This is a genomic window from Acinetobacter sp. 802_lipA (assembly GCF_058242885.1).
Genome location: NZ_JBZAYP010000001.1, coordinates 289,702 through 307,030, shown reverse-complemented (window position 1 = coordinate 307,030; position 17,329 = coordinate 289,702). Strand labels below are relative to the sequence as shown.

General features: G+C 41.8%; 16 protein-coding genes. 12 read left to right on the top strand and 4 right to left on the bottom strand.

What is annotated here, in order from left to right; genetic code table 11:
• Genes AC4CU3_RS01545 through AC4CU3_RS01535 form a run of 3 tightly spaced genes read left to right on the top strand, consistent with a single transcriptional unit; the run spans window position 1 to window position 3,916 of the window.
• Entirely contained in the window at window positions 1–333 is a 333-nt protein-coding gene (locus AC4CU3_RS01545) for a sarcosine oxidase subunit delta (protein WP_279683169.1), read from the top strand.
• On the top strand, window positions 330–3,245 hold the full coding sequence (locus AC4CU3_RS01540) for a glycine cleavage T C-terminal barrel domain-containing protein (RefSeq protein WP_279683170.1): 2,916 nt from the start codon (window positions 330–332) through the stop codon (window positions 3,243–3,245). Before AC4CU3_RS01545 ends, AC4CU3_RS01540 begins: the two co-directional genes overlap by 4 nt.
• 2 nt (window positions 3,246–3,247) lie before the next feature.
• Entirely contained in the window at window positions 3,248–3,916 is a 669-nt protein-coding gene (locus AC4CU3_RS01535) for a sarcosine oxidase (RefSeq protein WP_279683171.1), read from the top strand.
• 163 nt (window positions 3,917–4,079) lie between these two features.
• On the opposite strand, the gene AC4CU3_RS01530 is transcribed toward AC4CU3_RS01535, so the two are convergent.
• Window positions 4,080–4,364 carry a DUF1330 domain-containing protein gene (locus AC4CU3_RS01530; RefSeq protein WP_279683172.1) on the bottom strand — a complete coding sequence of 95 codons (285 nt, stop codon included), beginning with the start codon at window positions 4,362–4,364 and terminating at the stop codon, window positions 4,080–4,082.
• Window positions 4,365–4,376: 12 nt separating this feature from the next.
• Window positions 4,377–5,042: a GntR family transcriptional regulator gene (locus tag AC4CU3_RS01525; protein ID WP_279683174.1), complete on the bottom strand. Its 666-nt coding sequence runs from the start codon at window positions 5,040–5,042 to the stop codon at window positions 4,377–4,379.
• Window positions 5,043–5,194: 152 nt separating this feature from the next.
• Here AC4CU3_RS01525 and AC4CU3_RS01520 point away from each other — a divergent pair, with 152 nt between their 5' ends.
• The 9 genes from AC4CU3_RS01520 to AC4CU3_RS01480 all read left to right on the top strand — a co-directional run bounded on the left by AC4CU3_RS01520 (window position 5,195) and on the right by AC4CU3_RS01480 (window position 14,995).
• Window positions 5,195–5,797, top strand: coding sequence for an amino acid synthesis family protein (locus AC4CU3_RS01520; protein ID WP_279683176.1), 603 nt, complete (start codon window positions 5,195–5,197; stop codon window positions 5,795–5,797).
• The gene (locus AC4CU3_RS01515; protein WP_279683178.1) at window positions 5,766–6,557 is read left to right on the top strand and encodes an alpha/beta fold hydrolase; all 792 of its coding nucleotides are present in this window, start codon (window positions 5,766–5,768) and stop codon (window positions 6,555–6,557) included. Before AC4CU3_RS01520 ends, AC4CU3_RS01515 begins: the two co-directional genes overlap by 32 nt.
• 29 nt (window positions 6,558–6,586) lie before the next feature.
• Window positions 6,587–7,519 carry a flavin-dependent trigonelline monooxygenase reductase component gene (gene tgnA / locus AC4CU3_RS01510; RefSeq protein WP_279683180.1) on the top strand — a complete coding sequence of 311 codons (933 nt, stop codon included), beginning with the start codon at window positions 6,587–6,589 and terminating at the stop codon, window positions 7,517–7,519.
• Between the two features lie 2 nt (window positions 7,520–7,521).
• Entirely contained in the window at window positions 7,522–8,559 is a 1,038-nt protein-coding gene (tgnB, locus tag AC4CU3_RS01505; protein WP_490737943.1) for a flavin-dependent trigonelline monooxygenase oxygenase component, read from the top strand.
• A gap of 14 nt (window positions 8,560–8,573) precedes the next feature.
• Window positions 8,574–10,043, top strand: coding sequence for a (Z)-2-((N-methylformamido)methylene)-5-hydroxybutyrolactone dehydrogenase (gene tgnC / locus AC4CU3_RS01500; protein WP_279683183.1), 1,470 nt, complete (start codon window positions 8,574–8,576; stop codon window positions 10,041–10,043).
• A gap of 351 nt (window positions 10,044–10,394) precedes the next feature.
• Window positions 10,395–11,798, top strand: coding sequence for a purine-cytosine permease family protein (locus AC4CU3_RS01495; protein ID WP_279683185.1), 1,404 nt, complete (start codon window positions 10,395–10,397; stop codon window positions 11,796–11,798).
• Between the two features lie 37 nt (window positions 11,799–11,835).
• Window positions 11,836–13,005, top strand: a complete 1,170-nt coding sequence (locus AC4CU3_RS01490) for a hypothetical protein (protein WP_490737942.1) — start codon at window positions 11,836–11,838, stop codon at window positions 13,003–13,005.
• A gap of 155 nt (window positions 13,006–13,160) precedes the next feature.
• Window positions 13,161–14,609 (top strand): NAD-dependent succinate-semialdehyde dehydrogenase, encoded by a 1,449-nt coding sequence (locus AC4CU3_RS01485; protein WP_279683189.1) that lies wholly within the window; start codon window positions 13,161–13,163, stop codon window positions 14,607–14,609.
• Between the two features lie 2 nt (window positions 14,610–14,611).
• The gene (locus tag AC4CU3_RS01480; RefSeq protein WP_279683190.1) at window positions 14,612–14,995 is read left to right on the top strand and encodes a carboxymuconolactone decarboxylase family protein; all 384 of its coding nucleotides are present in this window, start codon (window positions 14,612–14,614) and stop codon (window positions 14,993–14,995) included.
• 90 nt (window positions 14,996–15,085) lie between these two features.
• Here AC4CU3_RS01480 and AC4CU3_RS01475 read toward each other — a convergent pair whose 3' ends face one another.
• Together AC4CU3_RS01475 and AC4CU3_RS01470 are read right to left on the bottom strand one after the other, a co-directional pair.
• A complete protein-coding gene (locus tag AC4CU3_RS01475; protein ID WP_490737941.1) occupies window positions 15,086–16,402 on the bottom strand; it encodes an ammonium transporter in 1,317 nt (438 codons plus the stop codon).
• Window positions 16,403–16,646: 244 nt separating this feature from the next.
• Window positions 16,647–17,246, bottom strand: a complete 600-nt coding sequence (locus AC4CU3_RS01470) for a helix-turn-helix domain-containing protein (RefSeq protein WP_279683194.1) — start codon at window positions 17,244–17,246, stop codon at window positions 16,647–16,649.
• Window positions 17,247–17,329 lie beyond the last annotated feature (83 nt).

The following is a 17,329-nucleotide window of genomic DNA, read 5'->3' as shown; positions in this document are numbered from 1 at the left end:
ATGAAAATTATGCATTGTCCTTTAAATGGACCTCGTAACATCAGTGAATTTACCTATGGTGGTGAAGTCAAACAGATGCCAGATCAAAATACTTGTACCGATATTGAATGGGCAGACTACGTTTTTAATAGCGATAACACCGCAGGAATTGTAAGTGAATGGTGGATGCATACCCCCAGTAGTTACTGGTTTATCGCAGAACGCCATACCGTAACAGATGAAATTATCCGAACTTTTGATGCCAAAGAAATTTTTAATACGCGCGTCGAATTTGTAGCCGTAGAAAGCGAAAAAACAGCTGTCAAACAGCAACAGAAGGAGTCATTAGCATGAGCAATTTAAACTTACCCCGACTCCCTTTGCCTTACGGTACATTACTTGATCGTAGCCAAGAAATTGAATTCGAATTTGACGCTGAAAAATTTAAAGGTTTCGCAGGGGATAGTATCGCCAGTGCCTTGATTGCCAACCAGCGTTGGGTGATGTCCCGTTCGTTTAAGTACCATCGTCCTCGTGCGCCACTCACTATGGCTGGTCAAGATGCCAATACTTTAATCCAATTGCCACATGAAGCCAATGTGTTAGCAGATACGACGACCATTCATTCTGGATTGGTTTCTGGCGGGCAAAATTTCTCAGGTTCCCTGATGAAAGACTCGGATGCATTTTTAGGAAGGTTTTCCAAATTTATGCCAGTCGGATTCTACTATCGCTCTTTTTATAAACCGAAAGGGGTGTGGAAGCTTTGGGAACCCTTAATTCGTAAGAAAGCAGGTTTAGGGGTCTTGGATCTCAATTTCGAACCTGAATATTACGACAAAGCCTATTTATTTACCGATATCGCGGTTGTGGGTGCAGGTCCAGCGGGGCTGCAAGCAGCTCTCAGTGCTGCGGATGCAGGTGCCAAAGTATTGCTGATTGAGCAAGATAAAATTCTCGGTGGTAGTCTGAACTATGCACGTTTCGATCTTAAAGGTGAAAAAGCCGAGGCTTTACGTCAACAATTGCTGAGTGCAGTTGAGCAGCATGCCAATATTACCGTAATGACCGAATCCATCTGTAACGCATGGTTTACCGATCATTATCTGCCTGTGATTCAAGGCAAGCGCTTATACAAAGTCCGCGCAAAGCAATGCATTGTCGCCAGTGGTAGCTTTGATCAACCGGTGGTATTTCGAAATAATGATTTGCCAGGGGTGATTTTAACCAGTGCGGTGCAGCGTTTAATGAAACTCTATGCCGTTCAACCGGGTCAGAAGATTACGATTTTGACAGGTAATGATGATGGTTATTTGGCTGCGCTGGATTTCATTGATGCTGGCCTAAATGTTGTGGCATTGGTCGACATGCGAGAAACAGCGAAGGATCCTGCACTTTACGGGGCACTCAAAGCCAAAAAAATTCCGTGCTATATGGGCAGCACTGTTTACGAAGCACTGCATGAAAAACATATGCATCGTTTAACGGGTGTTGATGTTCGTAAGATTGTCTCTGAAGGTGAAGTAGCTCCAGAGTCTAAAAAAATTGATTGTGATGTACTGTGTATGTCTTCGGGTTATATGCCAGTGTATCAGTTGCTTTGTCAGGCAGGTGCCAAGCTCAGTTATGACGACCACAAAGCTGAATTTACCCTTTCTGGTTTACCAAAAGGACTGTATGTTGCAGGTTCAGTGAATGGGATACATACGCTTGAGAATGTGCTAGAAAATGCGCAACAAACTGCAAAATTGGCGGCTGCACAAGCGTGGGGGCAAGCAGATGAGGGTTTATCGCTGCAACAATTCTCAGATCAAGATGTGAATTTCCCTTGGCCGATCTTTAGTCATCCTAAAGGCAAAGAATTTGTCGATTTTGATGAAGATTTACAAATTAAAGATATCGTGAATGCCACCAAGAGCGGCTATCGTGATGTGCAATTGGTCAAACGCTTTTCAACCGTTGGTATGGGACCATCGCAAGGTCGGCATTCAGCCTTGCCAACTGCGCGTTTAGTGGCGAAATCGACCGATCGTAGTGTTAGTGAAACAGGTGTAACCACTGCACGTCCACCATTTACCGCAGAAAAACTTGCGCATGTTGCGGGTCGTGGTTTCGATCCGTTCCGCCAAACCCCAATGCATGTACGCCATGTCGAAGCTGGTGCAAAAATGATGCCCGCGGGGAATTGGCAACGTCCTGCATTTTACGGAGATGCCAATAAACGTCTGCAACATATCGAAAGTGAAGTGCAGAATGTGCGCCAAAATGTCGGCATGATTGATGTGTCGACTTTGGGGGGCTTAGAGATTCGTGGTTTAGACAGTGCTGAATTTTTAAACCGCCTCTATACCTTTGGATTCGCAAAATTGCCAGTAGGAAAAACTCGTTATGCGGTTATGGCGAATGAAGATGGTGTCGTGATTGATGATGGGGTTGCAGGGCGCCTCAGTGAAAATCATTTTTACGTGACAGCCACCACCAGTGGAGTGGATCGCATCTATCAACAAATGTTGAAGTGGAATGTGCAATGGCGTTTGAATGTGGATATTACCAATGTCACTACTGCGCTTGCGGCGGTGAATATTGCAGGTCCGAACTCACGTGCAGTGATGCAAATGGTCTGTCATGACGTGGATTTATCCAATGCAGCCTTTCCGTACTTAGGTCTGAGAGAAGGCACTATTTATGGCATTCCTGTCCGTATTTTACGGGTTGGTTTTGTCGGTGAGTTGGGCTATGAAATCCACTTCCCAGCACGCTATGGTGAATTTATGTGGGATAAGCTCATGCAAGCAGGTCAAGCCTTTGACATGCGACCTTTTGGGGTGGAAAGCCAACGTCTGTTACGTTTAGAAAAAGGCCATATCATCATTAGCCAAGATACTGATGGGATGACGCATCCTCAAGAAGTGGATTTGGGTTGGGCAGTGGCACGGAGTAAACCTTGGTTTGTGGGTAAACGTTCCATTGAAATTTTAGAGGCACAAAATTTAAAACGTAAATTGGTCTCTTTTGTTTTAGATAAAACTCAAGAAAAGCCACTTGAAGGTCATATTGTATTGGATGGTAATGATATTTCTGGAAATATTACCTCATGTGAATACTCGCCTACACTAGATCAAATTATTGGCATGGCTTATGTCGGAATCGAGCAAAGTGAAATTGGGCAGCAATTCCCGATTCGGGTAGAAAAAGGCCATGTGGTGCATGCGACAGTGGTAAAAGCCCCTTTCTATGACCCGAAAAACCAACGTCAGGAGATTTAAATATGAACGCATTATACGAAGTGGAACGTAGCCCGATTGCGAAAAGTACGACTGCGTCCTATCAAACTTTTGGCTTGGGTAAACAATTTTTAAAAGATATAGATATAGACGCAGAAAAACAGATTCAGCAGTGTGCAATCGTCGACTTGACCAATTTATCTCGAGTCGGTTTTCGTGGACAAGATGCTGCTGACTACCTAACAAGCTATGGTTTTCAACTGCCTGAGCAGCCCAACCAAGCCTTACTCCAAGAAGATGGTTGCTGGGTCGCACGTTTATCCTTTACTGAATATTGTGTATTGGGTTCACTACATGACTTTGGTGAACGTGTCAGCCAGCTTGAACAAGGCTGGACGATGGATGAGCGGGCAAATTATTTATTGCCGCGTCAAGACAGCCATGCATGGATTCAGTTAACAGGGCAGCATGTAGCGCTGGTTATGGCAAAACTTTGTGGAGTTGATCTACAACAACAGGCTTTTACTGTTGGACAGGTAGTGCAGACCTCCGTCGCACGTATTAATGCGATTTTGATTAATATCAGTGATGCTCAAACCCAAAAGTTTAATCTGCTGTGCGACCGTGCGGCTGCTTTATACCTCTGGGATGTCTTGATTGATGCAATTGACGAATTTGATGGGCAGGTGGCAGGTATTGAAGCCATCCTCTAAACCGATATAGCCAATCAAATACCGATTTGATCATTTTGCCCCAACCTAATGTTCAGATCGGTATTGGCTATATGCTAAAACGAAAATGTAATATCAGTCCATGAAAGAACATCATCTATCTTCGAGTGTTCAATTGATTAAGAATATAAAATTATTCAGATAGTTAGACTGATTCAACCAAACTAATCATTACATCGGCACAACCTTCACGAGCGAGACGAGCAGCTTTATATTCTTCGGAGTCATAGCATGCTTGTGCCGTTGCTAAGTCCGCAAACTCAATCACAACATGACGGCTAAATTTATGACCTTCTAAGCTATGTGAGTCACCGCCACGAGCCAAAAATTTAGCGCCATATTTCTGAAATGCAGCGGGGGCCAATTGCATATAGTGTTGGTATTGTTGCATGTCATGGATGGTTACATGTGCAATCCAGTAAGCAGTCATGGCGAATTCCTTTTAAGTCTGATCTAAAACATTTTTAGCAACTGCAGCGGCTTCCGCAATATGCTCAGCGACAGCTTGTTTTGCCCGATCAGGGTCTTGATGAATATAAATAGCTTCGCAGATATTTTTAATCCGTTGATAACCCGAAACTTCTCGCTTGGTTGATTTCATAGTCATGGCACGTAAACGGCTAATCCGACCATTTAAACGCTGTACTACTTCCCATGCGATGTAATGTTTAGCCGTGTTAAAGATGGTTTCATATAGTTTGGCAGACGTTGCGATAATGTGATTAATATCATCGGCAGCAAAATCTTGTTCTAATTCAGCCAGTAGAACCTTTAAACGTTCACGGGTTGCATCATTGAGGTTTTTAGTACAGTCCGCTACGGCACTTTGTTCGAGCAACAATCGAATTTCATAAATTTGCGAAGCAATGTCCCAATTCAGTAAAGAAACTATAGGGCCTTTGTTCGGCAAAATCTCAACAAGACCTTCAGCTTCAAGGTAACGTATCACTTCACGGACCACAGAACGACTGACCCCTAACTCTTCACATAATGTCCGTTCTACCAAACGTTTTCCCGATGGAAAGTAGCCCGTAATAATCGCATTGCGAACTTTATCTAAACAAAGTTCACGCAAGGTGACTGGCGGATTTTCAATTTTAAGATTCATAAGAGTCGATCTTACCTAAATATGTGAGTCGCAATTTTGTTACATAACTTTCTTTAGAAAAGAGCATAACAAAGTATTGCATTTTTTTCATTATGTATTATGGTATACCATAAGATGTATGACAATACTAACCGACTCAACAGGGAAGAACAATGAACCTGATACGCAAAACCGTACTTCATATAGAAACCACCTATATAGATGGCGCGAAAGAAGCCGAAACACCATTAAAAATGGTGGCAGCCGCAGCAGTCATTAAAAATCCATGGGCAGGACAGGGATATGTTGAAAACTTAACCCCAGAAATCCGTCGTATCGCACCCATTTTAAGTGAACACTTAACCAAATTAATTATTGATGAGGTCGGTTCTGGTGCAGCCGTTGAAGCATTTGGTAAAAGTGCGGTTGTCGGGCTAAATGGTGAACTTGAACATGCTTCAGCGCTCATCCACACCTTACATTTTGGCAACACTTACCGCAGTGCAGTAGAAGCCAAATCGTACTTGGCATTTAACAATACTCGTGGTCCAGCCAATGCAGCCATTTTAGTTCCAATGATGGACAAAAATGATGAAGGTCGCCGCTCACATTATTTAACGTTGCAATTCGCTATTCCTGATGCACCTGGACCAGATGAAATTGTGATTGTCATTGGTGCTGCGACAACAGGACGTCCACACCACCGTATTGGTGATCGTTACAAGGATTTAGAAGAGTTAGGACATGATCTCAAAAACCCAGCAGCTGTCAAATAACCGTATTGCTCACTATTTTGAGCAAGGTGAAGGAGAACCTTTGGTTCTCATTCACGGAGTCGGTATGCAAGCGGAAGCTTGGTATCCGCAAATCGAATTTTTTTCGAACCAATATCGGGTTATTTCAGTGGATATGCCCGGTCATGGTCAAAGTACTCAATTACCAGTCGATGCCTCATTACAAGACTTTGTCGATTGGACCATTGAATTTATTAGTGCGTTAGGTTTAGGTCCAGTCAATTTGGCTGGACACTCCATGGGCTCACTGATTACCGCAGGTGTTAGTGTCATGCGTCCTGATTTAGTCAAACGTATGGCGGTGTTAAATGGGGTATACCGTAGAACACCACAAGCTCGCCAAGCGGTAATGCAACGCGCTGAAGAGTTGAAGCATGGTCATATTGATGTTGAAACACCATTACAACGTTGGTTTGGTGAAAGTGAACTAGAACAAATTGCTTCAGCAAAAGTGAAATCTTGGTTAGAAAGTGTAAATCTGTTGGGGTATACAACCGCATATTCAGCATTTGCCAGTGGCGATGAAACCTATGCAGATGGATGGTCAAAAATTGCCTGCCCAGCACTGGTTTTAACTGGGACAGATGACCCAAACTCAACAGCAGAAATGACCGAACAAATGGCGAATCAAGCGCCAAATGGAACAGCAGTTATTATTGAAAATGAAAGACATATGGTGAATTTAACCGCACCAGAAAAAGTTAATCAGGCAATGCAAGCTTGGCTAAATACAGCCGCTTAGGTTGCTGATCGAAGAACAGGAGTATCGACATGAGTGAACAGGATGTAGTCAATAAAATGCGAGAACTACGCGACGCTTTCGGGTCTTTTATGACTGGCGTAACCGTAGTTACAACCTGTAAAGAGGATGGAACACCTCTGGGTTTTACCGCAAACTCTTTTGCTTCGGTGTCTTTGGACCCAGCTTTACTGCTTGTCAGTATTGCCAAGACATCAAGCAATTATCATAATTTTGCCAATACTGCACATTTCGCGATTAACATTTTAGCAGAGGAGCAAAAAGATGTTTCTAACACTTTTGCTCGTCCAAGTGATGACCGCTTTGCAAATCTTGAATGGACAACCAGCCCTTGTAAAAATCCATTAATTGATCAAGTGAGTGCATGGTTTGACTGCACGACGCATCAGATTGTGGATGCGGGTGATCATGCAATTCTTATTGGTAAAGTAGAAAATTTTGCATCGGCTGGTTTTGCAGGATTAGGCTACTACCGTGGTGGCTATTTCACTCCAGCAAAACTTTCTGCTGAAGTCATTACTGGTCCGAAAGTCGTGATCAGTGCCATTATTGGCCATGAAAATAAAATTCTATTGGTGAAAACGCCCGATTATAAATGGACGATTCCACATGTCATGGTCGGCAAAGATGGTGCCGATCAAGCATTAGAAAGCATTTTTGGACAATATCAGCCCGATGCTTCTGCTAGCTTCATTTATTCAGTTTATGAAAATATTGAAAACCAACAACAGTATATTTCATTCTTATGTAATACCCCAGTAGATGATGCCATTTCGGGGACTTTTGTCGATTTAAATCAATTAGAAAATCTCGAATTTGTCGATAGTGCTTTAGAAAGTATGTTAATGCGTTACCGTAAAGAAAATGACCTAAAAAACTATGGCGTTTATTACGGTAATCAAACCAGCGGAACGGTTCGTCAAATTGTTAAAGAGGGAGTTTAATCATGCGTTTTTCACTATTTGTGCATATGGAACGTGTTTCTGATCAACAAACACAGAAGCAACTTTATGATGAAATGGTTGAACTCTGTCAAATTGCAGACCGTGGCGGTATGCATGCGATTTGGACGGGTGAACACCATGCGATGAACTTTACCATTGCTCCTAACCCCTTTATTAATTTAGCGGATTTGGCCAATAAAACTCAAAATGTACGTTTAGGTACAGGAACAATTGTTGCCCCTTTTTGGCATCCCATTAAGCTTGCTGGCGAAGCAGCGATGACTGATATTATTACCAATGGTCGTTTAGATATCGGGATTGCCCGTGGAGCCTATTCATTTGAATATGAACGGATGGTTCCTGGAATGGATGCATGGAGTGCAGGTCAGCGTCTACGTGAAATGATTCCTGCTGTAAAGAACTTATGGAAAGGTGATTACGAACATAAAGGCGAGTTTTGGCAGTTCCCGAAAACGACATCAGCACCGCAACCCCTTCAACAGCCTTTTCCGCCAATTTGGGTGGCAGCGCGTGATCCAAATAGTCATGAATTTGCGGTACAAAACGGCTGTAATGTGCAAGTGACACCTTTACATTTTGGCGATGACGAAGTTGAAAAACTAATGGGACACTTCAACACAGTTTGTGAAAAGTTTGCTGATATTCCTCGCCCTGAAATTATGTTACTCCGCCATACCTATGTAGCTGACAGTGAAGCAGACGCTCAATTGGCAGCCGATGAAATTAATACGTTTTATAACTATTTTGGTGCATGGTTTAAAAATGAGCGAGAAATTACTCAAGGCTTAATTGCACCATTAAGTGCTGAAGAAATCGCAGCACATCCATTTTATACCCCAGAAGCAATGCGTAAGAATAATGTGATTGGTCAAGCGCAAGAAGTAATTGATCGTCTGAAAGCTTATGAAGCGATGGGATATAACGAATATTCATTCTGGATTGACACAGGTATGAGTTTTGAGCGCAAAAAAGCTTCGTTAGAACGTATGATCAATGAAGTAATGCCTGCATTTGCATAAGAGAGGCAAGGACGATGACCTCAGAATTTCAATTGTATATTAACGGTCAGTTTGAAGCGGGTGCTGCACGTTTTAGCAGTGTTAACCCTGCAACTGGTCAAGCGTGGGCAGAAATGCCCGAGGCTCGCAGCGATGAAGTCAATCGTGCTGTTGATGCTGCACAACAGGCATTAACTGATTCAGCTTGGGCTAGCTTAACTGCATCTCAGCGTGGGCAGTTACTTTATAAACTTGCCGATTTAATTGAACAGGCTGCACCGCAGTTAGCTGAAATCGAAACTCAGGATACAGGCAAGATTATTCGTGAAACGTCTAGTCAAATTGCTTATGTGGCGCAGTATTACCGTTACTACGCAGGTGTTGCAGATAAAATACAGGGCAGTTTTATTCCCGTCGATAAGCCAGACATGCAAGTCTGGACAGTACGTGAACCTGTTGGGGTGATTGCTGCGATTGTGCCTTGGAACAGCCAACTGTTTTTGTCTGCTGTTAAACTTGGTCCAGCTTTGGCCGCAGGTTGTACTGTTGTGCTCAAAGCATCAGAAGAAGGGCCAGGGCCTTTACTTGCGTTTGCAAAACTTGTGCATGCCGCAGGTTTTCCAGCAGGTGTCGTGAACATTATTACAGGCTTCGGTCCCGAATGTGGTGCAGTGTTGAGTAGCCATCCTAAAGTGGCACATGTTGCTTTTACGGGTGGGCCTGAAACAGCTAAGCATATCGTCAAAAATAGTGCTGAAAATTTAGCCAAGGTTTCTTTGGAACTGGGCGGTAAATCTCCCTTCATCGTATTTGCAGATGCTGACTTACAAAGTGCAGTCAACGCACAAGTGGCTGCAATTTTTGCAGCAACAGGTCAAAGCTGTGTGGCTGGTTCGCGTTTATTGATTGAAGCCAGTATCAAAGATCAATTTCTGGAAAAATTGGTTGAGCGTGTCCAACGCATTCGTGTCGGTTTGCCAAATGACATGACCACTGAATATGGTCCACTCTGTACATTACGCCAACGTGAGAAAATTGAGCAGGTGGTACACGCTTCAATTCAACAAGGGGCAATCTTGTTGACGGGTGGGCAGGTACTAGACAGAGATGGCTTTTATTATGCGCCAACCATTTTGGACTGTAGTACGGTACCTCAGGCCGATTGTATTACCACAGAATTGTTTGGCCCAGTGCTATCGGTAGATAGCTTCACCACTGAACAAGAAGCCATCCAAAAAGCCAATAGCACCCCCTATGGATTGGCTTCAGGTGTATTTACCACCAACTTAACCCGTGCCCACCGCATGACCAAAGCGATCTGTGCAGGCATTGTTTGGTTAAATACATACCGAGCTGTTTCTCCTTTAGCCCCCTTTGGTGGCTATGGTTTATCGGGGCATGGTCGCGAAGGTGGCTTAGATGCGGTATTGGATTACACCACCACTAAAACGGTATGGCTAAGAACCTCAGATGACCCGATTGATGACCCCTTCGTCATGAGGTAAAGCTGGTTTATGCCATATTTTAGGATTATTTAATTATTTAGGTAATTTAAATAAACGGATTGCTCGAAGAAAATGGATTTTCGACTGAGCCAACTTCGATGTAGATATCGAGTTGGCACGGCATTGCTTTATATAATATTTAAAACAATGACCTACAAAATTTTATTTTATTCAATTCCGTTTGACTTAACAAAAAGGATATCCCTAGTAGACGAAGCTCAATTGCATTATTTTTAGATTAATTAATAAATGGTTTAAAAATTGCTTTGCATTTTGGGAATAAAAAATTCCTTGAAAGAATTCTTGGAATCGTCATCTAGGCCAATTCTCTATAAAAGTGAGATTAAGGATATGAGTCAAAATGCAACAACAGGAAAAGCTTTTGAAATAGAAAGCAACAGTATTGATTATGTTGATCCATCGCAAAGAAATGGCAACGTAAAAGATTTATTTACTTTATGGTTCTGTACCAATATTGCGCCCTTAGCGGTGATTACGGGTGCCATGGCTGTACAGACATTTAAATTGAACATCATCAGTGCCTTTACAGCAATTCTGTTCGGTCATTTCTTTGGTGCCGCTATTTTAGCCTTAACCTCGGCTCAAGGGCCACAGGTCGGCATTCCTCAAATGATCCAGAGTCGTGCACAATTTGGTCGATATGGTGCATTATTGGTGGTTATATTTACGACCTTTATTTACCTTGGTTTTTTTACTTCAAACATTATTCTGTCGGGTAAAACCTTACATACCGTTATTCCTGCAATCCCCGTACCGACAGCAACCGTAATTGGTGCCATTGTTGCGACCTTAATCGGGATTATTGGTTATCACTTTATCCATAAGTTCAACAAAATTGGCACATGGTTCATGGGTGGGGCGCTTTTAATTGGTTTTGCGTTGATGATTCCGCATGTAACGGCTGAGGTGCTTGCCAAAGGTTCTTTTAACTTAAAAGGTTGGTTTGCTATGTTCTGCGTATGCGCAATCTGGCAAATTAGTTTTTCTCCTTACACTTCGGATTACTCACGTTACCTACCTAAAGAAATTGGTATTTTCAAACCGTTTATTAATACCTACTTAGGTGCAGCTCTAGGTACGATCATTGCATTTAGCTTTGGTATGCTTGCGGTCAGTATTATGACCACCAATGATGCCATGCTTGCGGTTAAAACTGTCACAGGTAGTTTTGGCTATGTACTCATGATTTTGTTCTTATGCAATATCATTGGGCATAATGCCATGAATTTATATGGCGCATCACTTTCCTTTATTACTGCGATTCAAACCTTTGCAGGGAAGTGGATTCCGAGTAAAAATACGCGCATTCTTTTGTCGATCTTCGTGCTTATTCTTTCAACAGGAACTGCACTCTGGGCATCAAGTAGCTTTATCAGCTACTTCCTAAACTTCATCTTTGCGTTGTTATTTATTCTTATTCCGTGGGTCGTTATTAACCTGATGGATTTCTATTACATCAACAAAAAGCGTTATGACATTGATTCTATTTTTGATGAAAACGGTGGTAAATACGGTAAATACAATGTCAAAACCCTCGCTGCCTATTTCATTGGCATTGTGGTTCAAATTCCATTCCTGACCAACTCGTTTTTTACTGGTACGTTTGCCAACATTATTCCAGATGTTGATATTTCGTGGATTGTCGGCATGTTGGTTACCGCAGTGATCTATTACCTGTTAAATCAGTCCAAGGTCTCTGCACGTCATTACGACGTCTCAACCAAAAAATGTTAAGTCAACGTAAAGACATTAAGTTTGTAAGGAATAAAAAATGAAATATTCATATTATCGTTTTGGATTAGGTTTAATCAGTACGAGTCTCACACTGCCTTGTTTTGCAGCAATTACTTTGGGTGATGCACAAACCGACACTGGTGCACTGACCATTTCAGGTTATGTACGTGCCAATTACCAAGATAAAAATTATGGTTCCGATAATGACCATAAATTGCAATTTAATGCTGCAAAGCTGGCTTTAGATTATGCAGCACCCAAATGGTTTGCACATGGTGAATACCGTTGCTATCAGTACAGTACCTTATGCGATTTCTCGACTTTGGTTGATGCTTATGCTGGTTATCGTTTTAATGAACAACAAAATGTGACCGTAGGTTTACAACCGATTCCTTTTGGTGTGGCACGTTTTTGGGAAAGTTCATTATATGGTGGTATTAACAACACCATGGGCTTAGAAGATGCACATAATTTGGGCGTGAACTACCATCATGAATTGAATTCAACCAAAATAGATTTGGCTTACTTTGCCACTGATGGTGGAAACTACCATGGTGATAGTCGTGATTCAGCACGTTATACGGGCAACTTTGTAGAATCGGATGATCCAACGCGTTCAACACTGAATGAAAAAAATATGTGGATTGGACGAATTAGCCAAGACATTAAATTAAACAGTGCGCCTGATTTGAGTTTAAACCTAGGAGGTTCCTACTGGTATTCAGACATTGAAAATAAGACCACAGACTTAGAAGGCTCACGTAAAGCATGGGCACTGTTTGGAAGTTTGGCCTATCAAAATCTAGCATTGACACTTACTGGTGGTAAAAATTCAGTAAGCAATCAAGACTCCATTCGTCCACATGAGTCAGTGATGGGCTCTTATGACGGTGAATATGATGTTGCTAATAAAGGGGCATTTTATACCGCCGATGTTCGTTATAACTTTAAAGATGTGTACAAAGGTTTAAGCATTACCCCCTATGTGGCATATACCACTTATGCCAAAGATCAGGATGGCTATAAAGATTCAACCCGAAACTTTTTAGGTGCTTCATTTGACTATAAAAAGGTATCTTTAGTGGCTGAATATATCTTCAGTAAAAATGATCCATTTATTGGTGGAACTCAGGCGGCTTTAGCACGAGGCGATGCTGATGATAAATGGAATAGACTGTTGAACTTAACCTTCTTCTATTATTTCTAATTTGGAACATAAATGAGCAGTGTGCTCAAAAAAATTTCATCATTTATTTGGTATACCATATTTCAATAATATGGTATCCAATTTATTATTCAGTTAACGGAATACGTGCTATAGATATTTTGACTGAAGTTACAGTTTAAAAGGTAGGATATACAATGACTCCAATGGGCCCACTTTTTCATCAGCAAGCATTGATTGCAGGACAATGGTGCGATGCAGATAATCAACAAACAACCACGATTTATAACCCTGCCAATCAGCAAGTGATCGGTCAAGTTCCCAATATGGGCAAAGCTGAAGCAGAACGTGCGATTCAAGCAGCTTATGCAGCATGGCCAATGTGGAAAGCCAAAACTGCAAAAGAACGTTCAGTTTTATTAAAAAAATGGTATGAACTGATTATTCAGCATAGTGATGAATTGGCAGCGATATTGACCATTGAACAAGGCAAACCTTTATTTGAAGCCAAAGGTGAAATTGTTTATGCCGCTAGCTTTATTGAATGGTTCGCTGAAGAAGCGAAACGAATTTATGGGGATGTTATCCCTAGCCCTTATCCAGACGCGCGCATTATTGTAAACAAACAACCGATTGGTGTCGTTGCAGCGATTACCCCTTGGAATTTTCCTGCTGCGATGATTACCCGAAAAGTTGCACCTGCACTGGCTGCGGGTTGTCCTTGTATTGTCAAACCTGCACCAGAAACACCATTTACAGCTTTAGCCTTAGCCTATTTAGCGGTACAAGCTGGAATTCCTGCAGAACTTTTGAGTGTGATTACAGGCGACGCAGTGCAAATTGGTGATGCCATTTTTTCTAGTGATGCTGTACGCAAGTTTACGTTCACTGGCTCAACACCTGTAGGGAAAATGCTTCTGCAACAATCAGCAAAAACCCTGAAAAAAGTTTCCTTGGAATTGGGTGGCAACGCACCGTTTATTGTATTTGATGATGCTGATATCGACGCCGCTGTTGAAGGTGCACTCATTGCCAAGTTCCGAAATGCAGGACAAACCTGTGTTTGTGTAAATCGCTTTTTGGTGCAAGCAGGGATTTATGAAAAATTCATTCAAGTCTTCAAAAGTAAAATTGAAGCTTTAAAAGTCGGCAATGGTTTAGAAGCAGGACATGAAATTGGTCCATTGATTAATCAAGGTGCCGTGGAAAAAGTTCAATCACACATTCAAGATGCTCTTTCCAAGCAGGGCCGTTTAGTGACTGGTGGACAAAGCCACGTAGCAGGCCCTCTGTTTTTTGAACCGACATTGATTGCCGATGCAAATACTGACATGTTAGTGGCAACTCAAGAAACTTTTGGTCCACTTGCAGTGGTATTTAAGTTTGAAACTGAAGATCAAGCCGTACAGATGGCAAATGACACAGAATATGGTCTTGCTGCTTATTGTTATACCCGAGACTTAGGTCGTGCATGGCGTATGAGTGAACAGCTTGAATATGGGATGGTTGGGATCAATAAAGGTCTCATTTCAAATGAAGTTGCACCTTTTGGTGGCGTGAAACATTCAGGTTTGGGGCGTGAGGGTTCTAAATATGGTATTGAAGACTATCTTGAAATTAAATACACCTTATTTGGAGGAATTTAAGTATGAGCAATGAAAAATTTGAAAAAGGTTTAGCTATTCGTAAGCAAGTCTTGGGTGAAGAATACGTCAATAACTCACTCAACAATGCCGATGATTTTAATCTTCCCTTACAAGAACTTGTGACAGAATATTGTTGGGGTGCAGTTTGGGGCAGAGAAGAACTATCCAAAGCTGAAAGAAGCATGATTAATTTGGCGATGATTTCTGCTTTGAACCGTCCACATGAATTAAAACTGCATGTCAAAGGTGCATTGCGTAATGGTGTGCCCAAAGAAAAAATTCGTGAGGTGTTATTACAAGTTGCAATCTACTGTGGCGTACCAGCAGCGGTGGACAGCTTCCGTATTGCCAAAGAAGCGATTAAAGAGTTTGAGGCAGAAGCTTAGCCTTATATATGAAATAAAAAGAGAAACTGCTGTTTCTCTTTTTATTTGGTTCATGGTTACATTACATCAACGTATAAAGCAAATATTTTTTTAACTGTTATAAGCGCGTTCATTATGTTCAATAATATCTAGACCTTGTTGTTCTTCTTCCGCACTGACCCGTAATCCGATTGTCATATCTATGCCTTTCATAATGAGCCATGTAAAACATCCACAGTACACAATAGTTAAGACAATCCCTGCAACTTGAGCAAAGAATTGTTGGACTAAATTAACGTCGCTTACAGTACCTCCCAAAGCAGGGATACAGAAAATACCTGTTAATATTGCCCCAACCATCCCCCCCACACCGTGTAGGGCAAATACATCAACAGCATCATCAAAACCAAATTTTCGTTTTAATGTCGTCACAGCATAAAAACAACAAATACTGGTAAGAAAGCCAATCGCAAGTGCACCTAATGGTCCAACATAGGCAGCAGCAGGTGTGATACCAACCAAGCCTGCAACGGCACCTGAAGCAAGCCCAAGCGATGTCACATGTTTTGCCATCATTTTTTCAATACACATCCAACCCGTAATACCCGCACAAGTTGCAAGCATCGTGGTTAACAGTGCGACGCCCGCTGTGGTATTGGCAGAGAGCGCAGAGCCAACATTAAAACCAAACCAACCTGCCCATAATAGTGCAGCGCCGATCATGGTATATACCAAATTATGTGGAGGCATTGCTATCGTAGGCCATCCACGACGTTTTCCTAAAACCAGAACACCCACTAAGGCTGCAATTCCAGAGTTAATATGAACTGCTGTCCCTCCAGCAAAGTCCAATACGCCCCAGTTGTGCATAATTGCCCCAGGGCCACCCCAGACCATATGTGCTAAAGGACCATAAACTAACGTCAGCCAAAGTGCAGCAAATAATATAACAGCACTAAATTTCATGCGTTCTGCAAAAGCGCCGATAGCAATGCAAGGCGTGATAATGGCAAAAGTCAGACCAAAAGTAATCAACACATATTCAGGCACACCACCTACTAAGGTCTGGTCATTTATGCCGAATAGAAATGCTTTATTCAATGAGCCGACAAAACTATTAAGGTTTAAACTCCCTTCAACCATGTTGCTGGTGTCGGAGGTCATGCTATAAACAAAAGCCACCCATAAAATCGCTGAAACACCAGCAACCGCAAAAAATTGAGAGAATAAAGACAGAACATTTTTTGTCCGCAGCATCCCACCGTAAAATAAGGCAAGACCTGGAATGAACATCATCAGCACTAAAATTGCAGAAATCATCATCCATACGGTAGATGCAGCATCTAAGCGAGGTTCTTCAGCAAAAACGCAGGTAGGGACAAGGAATAGCGAGGCCAAAAAGAATTTTTTCAACACATGAGTCATCATGAAGTACTCCCAAATAGAGGGTTTGCTTATTTGATTGGCTCTTAAGGAATGCATAGGGTATTTACATTCCTCAAGGGAATAATAATTTCCCTTCGGTTAAAGCAATTCTTGTACCATGATTATTTACTAGGCATTCTTATCTAGTGTTAAGGCTGTGTGATAGATAAATTCGTGAAAAATTAAACATGTGAAAAGTGTTGTCTACTTCGCATGCACCTTTTCTTAAAAGATGTCATGAAGAAACTTATGCTTCTCCATTTGTCCCATAGTTCATAATCGAGAGCAAACGAATCGGCACTTTAATGAGCTTTTCCGGACCATGTGGGATTTCACCTTCAAGGGTTAAACAGTCGCCTGGCTGCATGTGAAAAATCTCATGTCCATGGCGATACATTAATTCCCCTTCGACCAAATACAGCATTTCCGTACCGGGATGGGCAAAGGTTGGAAACTCTTCACTGGCATCATCCATACTCACCAAATAAGCTTCAAAATTTTTGCGAGGTCCTCTCGAATGTGTGAGGAGATGATAGGTGTGTCCTTTTTCAGTACCGCGTCGAACCACTTCCATACCATCACCTGATTTAACCAACATGGCATTACTTTCTTGTTGGTCATATTGGCTAAACAATGTCGACATTGGAATCCCGAGGACTTCACATAGACGACTAAGAGTTTCAAGGCTAGTCGACACCTGAGCATTTTCAATTTTACTTAACATGCCTTGGCTAATACCTGAAATTTGGGCTACTTCAGACAGCTTGAGGCTTTGTTCTTGTCGATGTTTCTTAATTTGAATACCTATATATTGTTCCAACTTTAGGCTGTTCTTGATTTGACTCATTATGGTTCAACTCTGCACTGTTTTGAAAATTATGCCTTTTAAATTCTACTAAAATTAAAAAACAATTGTTCTAAAATTTAATA